6 protein-coding genes are annotated in these 5885 nt (G+C 31.9%); 1 reads left to right on the top strand and 5 read right to left on the bottom strand.

Annotated features, from left to right (window positions below; all coding sequences use genetic code 11):
• The coding region (locus tag DYE54_RS09920) for a hypothetical protein (RefSeq protein WP_479694056.1) at nucleotides 1-182 on the bottom strand (182 nt) is incomplete at its 3' end.
• Nucleotides 183-931: 749 nt separating this feature from the next.
• A complete protein-coding gene (locus tag DYE54_RS09915; protein WP_115311145.1) occupies nucleotides 932-2230 on the bottom strand; it encodes a MobA/MobL family protein in 1299 nt (432 codons plus the stop codon).
• Nucleotides 2231-2429: 199 nt separating this feature from the next.
• On the opposite strand from DYE54_RS09915, the gene DYE54_RS09910 reads away from it, so the two are divergent.
• Nucleotides 2430-2804, top strand: coding sequence for a hypothetical protein (locus tag DYE54_RS09910; RefSeq protein ID WP_115311144.1), 375 nt, complete (start codon nucleotides 2430-2432; stop codon nucleotides 2802-2804).
• A 152-nt stretch (nucleotides 2805-2956) separates the two neighbouring features.
• Here DYE54_RS09910 and DYE54_RS09905 read toward each other — a convergent pair whose 3' ends face one another.
• The 3 genes from DYE54_RS09905 to DYE54_RS10190 all read right to left on the bottom strand — a co-directional run.
• A complete protein-coding gene (locus tag DYE54_RS09905; RefSeq protein WP_115311143.1) occupies nucleotides 2957-3247 on the bottom strand; it encodes a hypothetical protein in 291 nt (96 codons plus the stop codon).
• A 6-nt stretch (nucleotides 3248-3253) separates the two neighbouring features.
• A complete protein-coding gene (locus DYE54_RS09900; RefSeq protein ID WP_174900339.1) occupies nucleotides 3254-4732 on the bottom strand; it encodes a hypothetical protein in 1479 nt (492 codons plus the stop codon).
• A 749-nt stretch (nucleotides 4733-5481) separates the two neighbouring features.
• Nucleotides 5482-5885: hypothetical protein (locus tag DYE54_RS10190; RefSeq protein ID WP_172460601.1), on the bottom strand; the 404-nt coding region annotated here is incomplete at its 5' end.

Below are 5885 nucleotides of genomic sequence, written 5' to 3'. Positions count from 1 at the left end.
TTACCTTTTCCTGTATTATGCTCTAAATCATAATCTTTTTCTTTTTCAAATGTTCCTATTGGAAATAAATCTCTATAAAATTCTAATGGCTTTACTTCTTCATATTCATGCTCTTTAAACCACTTAACCTTAGCATTATAAAGTTGTTTTTCAGTTAATTTTTTTTCTTTTTTTTCAATCATTTTTTACCCCTAAAACCCCTATAGGGGGGCTTATATTATCAATAAGTATTTTTCCCTATTTTTATTTTAAGAAAAAAGCCCTAAAAACACTATGGGGGGCTTATATTATCAATAAGTATTTTTCCCTATATCCATTTTACCATCAAAACCTTATATTATCAATATATTATTTTTGCACATTTTTATTTTAAGAAAAAAGCCCTGTTTTATTTATTGGTAAATATTTCGATAATTTTATTTACCAATCATTGAATGGCCTTTTTAGTTCATTCCTGCTATAATATAAGTAAGCTAGAAATTGGATAGTTCCATTTATGGAGCAAAACAAAACCCCACGGTCTGCTCACCGTGGGGTTTTTACTTTTTATAGAGAGCTACCTCTTGGGCTAGTTGCTCGCTTATCTACCGTCTAACCACTTGCAAATGTAGTAGCTAGTTACATTTGCCATGACAGAGATTAAGAAATTGGATAGTATCTCCATTTATGAAACACCTCCCCTCTGTTGCCAGAATTGGAGGGAGCAACGCATTTATTATATCAAAAAAACACTCTATTTTCGCCTGTAAGGCGTTTTCATTACATTTAACAAGGATTTCCCTACCTAATATGTTATCCTTTTTACTACAAGAAAAATAATAAAGAAATAAGCCTAACGTTTACACGCTAGGCTTATATTTCTCTCAATTTAGATGAGCCTAACGCCACGACACGTTAATAGCTCTTCTTTGTATATATAGTATACCATAAATCAAATACGAGTACGATTTTTAGATTGCCGTTGATAAACACGCCTACCTATATCTAATAAATTCTCTAATTCCTGACGTTCTTTTGAACTAGCTAACGCTTTCACTCTATTAAAATGATCTTCCCCTAATTGTTTATAAGAACCACGAGCATAGCTATAATATGCTAAACTAATTTCTTTTTGACGTTCAATATTACCATCACTAGAGTTAAAGGACTCCAACAATTGTTTTTCTTCAGCTAATTGCTTATCCGCTCTATAATATTCTTTGACAAGATCAATACCATCTAATGAAATAGGCTTATACTGTGCGGTTGCATTTAATAGAGTATTACGTTCTTCTAATTCCGTTTGCCGTTTCTTCTCTTCATTAGAAAGCCCCTCTGTTAATCTTTTAGTAAACAATTCTACTAATTCTTTTTCATTAGCTTGAACTTCATAAAAATTACGATTTACATAACGATCAATTAACTTTGGATATTCTGTAAGAATAAGTATTTCTTGTTTCTTTCGTATTGACCGTTCTTCAAAAGAAATAGCGTTTTTCTCTTTATCAATATCAGATTGAGTTAAGCCACCACTTGCTTTTACAGCTAAATAAAGCTCCATATCCTCACTAGCTTTTTTTGTCCTAAGATATAGCTGAACATCTTCCCTTGATACATCTATAGGAACTCGATCAAGACCTTGTTCTTCCAATGATTTTGATGTTACCAAGGGCAATTCTTTTTCTTCTAACCGTTTATTAATTTGATTCTCCCAAATTTGACGTGTATCAATTAACCATTGTTTTCTGTTAGATCCACAAATATTTTCATCTTTTTTATAGCCCCCGCTAATTGATCCATCTTTTCTTGTTCGGCTTTTTTTAAAATAATTTTCCCTAGTAGGCTCTTCCCGGTTTTTATCAATTTTCCGTTCAGAAAACATAATATGACAATGAATATTTCGTTCTTCACTCAAAGAACCATCTGTATCATGAACTGCAAAGGAATATACATAATTATCTCCAAAGCGTTCTTGACAGAACTCCTGCACCAGCTGAACATTCTCTTCATTGGATAATTCATTAGGTAAAGCTAACTCAATTTTTCTATAGCCGTCCATTTTCTTTTCTTCTTCTCTCCAAAATTTACGACCATTATCATTTGCCCATGTCGGTAAATTTTGAGTTTCGGTGTAAATGCAATCTTCTTTACCATGAACGTTTTTATATTTACCTTCACGGGAAATATAATCAAAGGAAGCACGACCTGACCCAGGCGTTGCTACTTTGAGTGAACATCTATAGATTGCCATTATTTACACCTCTTTCTTTTTTAGCGTCGCAGACCACGCGTGTTAATTTTTATTTTATAAAAATTAACACCTAAGCGTGCATTCCTTTATTTTTAAAAATATTGTATCATAGTATTAGTGAAAAATATATGATACAAACAAAATTAAAATAAAGGGAATGAGCCATCAATGTGTTGATGGAAAGCGAGGATAAATTGATATGAATAATTTACAAAAACAAGTAAATAAATTAAATGCCGATTTAGAAAATTTAAATGCCAAAAAGAAAAATTTATCCGAGAAAGAAGCAAGAATAAATAAGGCTTTTAAACTTGCTTCAAAAAAAGAGCAGCGAAAAGAAAGAGAGCATAAGCTATTTCAATTCGCTGCTGAAATTGACAAAAATTTTGGCAATGTAATTACGAATGCTTCCTCAATAGATGAAGTAAAGTATATAGCCAACGAATGCAGTAATTACATCGACTTAGGTATTCAGATTAATAAAATTTTTAACAGAGAATTCGAAAAAATAACAAGTTCGCAAGAACTAACAATTTTTATTGATAAAATTTTAGATCAACTAAAAAAAAAGTAACCCCTAATAGTAATATTAGGGGTGCTTTTATGCAATTCGAAATATCATTTGCCTATCTTTAGTATAACATAAAAACGGCTGCATACACATTGTGATCATGCAACCGTTTTTTGTGTACGCATGGAATATGATTACCCTCATTTAACATTAAACTAATCCAGAATGACAGTGTAACAAATTTTTTCCCCATCCATAATCTTTAAATCAATCAATACATTTCTCCAAGCTTGAAATTCATCTTCTGCTTTTTGAATGGCTTTTAAATCAGGTAAATTTTTAGATTTAACGTTATTTTGAGATTCTAATAGCTTTTCTATCAATTCCATTTGTTTAGATTCAGGTAGTACTGATTGAATAACATGTGCTTTTAATTCTTCATATCCTGACAATAAACTTTCAATAGTAGTATAGAGTTGATTTATATAAATTCCATCTTGTGTCATATCTCATCACCTTATTTCCTTTTCAGAATATTTTGATATATCTTCTGCTACCTTTAATTCTTGTTCAGGTCTACTTTCATAAGCAATTTCAACACTATTCCACCATTTTCTAATTGTTTTAGGATCTATTTTTGTAGCCCTATTGCATTCCGCTTTAGTGCCTGTCGGGTTATCCGCTCTCCATTTTTTTATAATTTCTGCTTTAGGATAGTCCTTATTTTTACTACCTTTAGGTCTACCTTCACTTACTTCGCCCATCTGTTTTTTTAAACCTTTTATCCCTCTTGCTAATTTTAAATGTTCTTCTTGAGTGCGATAATTTCGTTTATTAATCGGCATATCTAGCCCAACAAACTTTCCAATCATATCTCTAGGATAATTACACGCTCCCTCATGATACACCTTTAAAGCCGTTTTTATATCATCTTCAGTAAAATGATTTCCATCATCATCAGTTAATTTTTCATAGGGTACCAACAAAGAGTATGCGTCTTTCTCTAATTCTTCAAAGGAAATATCGCATTTCATTGCATAAATTCCTAATGTCATAATAGCAAAATAGCGATGACCTACCTTAATCTCACCACCACGCAACCGTTTAAGCCACCAATCATACAACGCTCGTTTAACATACCAACGATTAGGCTTTTGACCTAATTCAATCCGTCTATGATACCAATCTGGCCACAATTCTTTTGCTTCTTCTTTTGGTGTTGTAATAGCATAGTCAAGATTAATCCGATATTCATTCCACTCCTTTAAATCTTTTGGAAAATAAGATATTAATTCTTTTATCGTTGTTCGTTCCCCTACTCGATAAGCTCGCACAGGATAACGCTTACCTAATTTACTAGCTGAACCTACCATACGAAAGCCTTGTGCAATTGGTTGAAATTGAGGATCTACTAATGAAGTATAAGAATTCCATATCCTCTTGGTAAGCCCTGTTTTTAACTTATTCAATTCTCGTACCACATGTTGATTTAAACGAATTGGCTCTTTAAACACATAATACAAATGTAGACCATGGCCTGAAAGCACAACATAAGTTGCTTTCGGTATAAATTTTTTCATTTGATGTAAAGTATCTCTCAATTGCTCCATTTCTTGTCCATCTAAATCAAATACCATCGCATATAATAACTTTGCATTTTCATTTTTTCTAGATCGTCCAAAATAACCTATCGGAGATAAAATCACATTTTCATTCCCTATTTCATATTCAATCGTTTCTAAATCATCAAAAATAAGCCGTTGTTTCCGACCCTCTTTTACATTAAGACGTACCATAATACCATTCGGTTTACCTTTTCCTGTATTATGCTCTAAATCATAATCTTTTTCTTTTTCAAATGTTCCTATTGGAAATAAATCTCTATAAAATTCTAATGGCTTTACTTCTTCATATTCATGCTCTTTAAACCACTTAACCTTAGCATTATAAAGTTGTTTTTCAGTTAATTTTTTTTCTTTTTTTTCAATCATTTTTTACCCCTAAAACCCCTATAGGGGGGCTTATATTATCAATAAGTATTTTTCCCTATTTTTATTTTAAGAAAAAAGCCCTAAAAACACTATGGGGGGCTTATATTATCAATAAGTATTTTTCCCTATATCCATTTTACCATCAAAACCTTATATTATCAATATATTATTTTTGCACATTTTTATTTTAAGAAAAAAGCCCTGTTTTATTTATTGGTAAATATTTCGATAATTTTATTTACCAATCATTGAATGGCCTTTTTAGTTCATTCCTGCTATAATATAAGTAAGCTAGAAATTGGATAGTTCCATTTATGGAGCAAAACAAAACCCCACGGTCTGCTCACCGTGGGGTTTTTACTTTTTATAGAGAGCTACCTCTTGGGCTAGTTGCTCGCTTATCTACCGTCTAACCACTTGCAAATGTAGTAGCTAGTTACATTTGCCATGACAGAGATTAAGAAATTGGATAGTATCTCCATTTATGAAACACCTCCCCTCTGTTGCCAGAATTGGAGGGAGCAACGCATTTATTATATCAAAAAAACACTCTATTTTCGCCTGTAAGGCGTTTTCATTACATTTAACAAGGATTTCCCTACCTAATATGTTATCCTTTTTACTACAAGAAAAATAATAAAGAAATAAGCCTAACGTTTACACGCTAGGCTTATATTTCTCTCAATTTAGATGAGCCTAACGCCACGACACGTTAATAGCTCTTCTTTGTATATATAGTATACCATAAATCAAATACGAGTACGATTTTTAGATTGCCGTTGATAAACACGCCTACCTATATCTAATAAATTCTCTAATTCCTGACGTTCTTTTGAACTAGCTAACGCTTTCACTCTATTAAAATGATCTTCCCCTAATTGTTTATAAGAACCACGAGCATAGCTATAATATGCTAAACTAATTTCTTTTTGACGTTCAATATTACCATCACTAGAGTTAAAGGACTCCAACAATTGTTTTTCTTCAGCTAATTGCTTATCCGCTCTATAATATTCTTTGACAAGATCAATACCATCTAATGAAATAGGCTTATACTGTGCGGTTGCATTTAATAGAGTATTACGTTCTTCTAATTCCGTTTGCCGTTTCTTCTCTTCATTAGAAAGCCCCTCTGTTAATCTTTTAGTAAACA

It is taken from the genome of Veillonella criceti, from assembly GCF_900460315.1.
In the GTDB taxonomy this organism is placed as follows: domain Bacteria; phylum Bacillota; class Negativicutes; order Veillonellales; family Veillonellaceae; genus Veillonella_A; species Veillonella_A criceti.
This window is presented reverse-complemented; position numbering and strand designations above follow the sequence as displayed.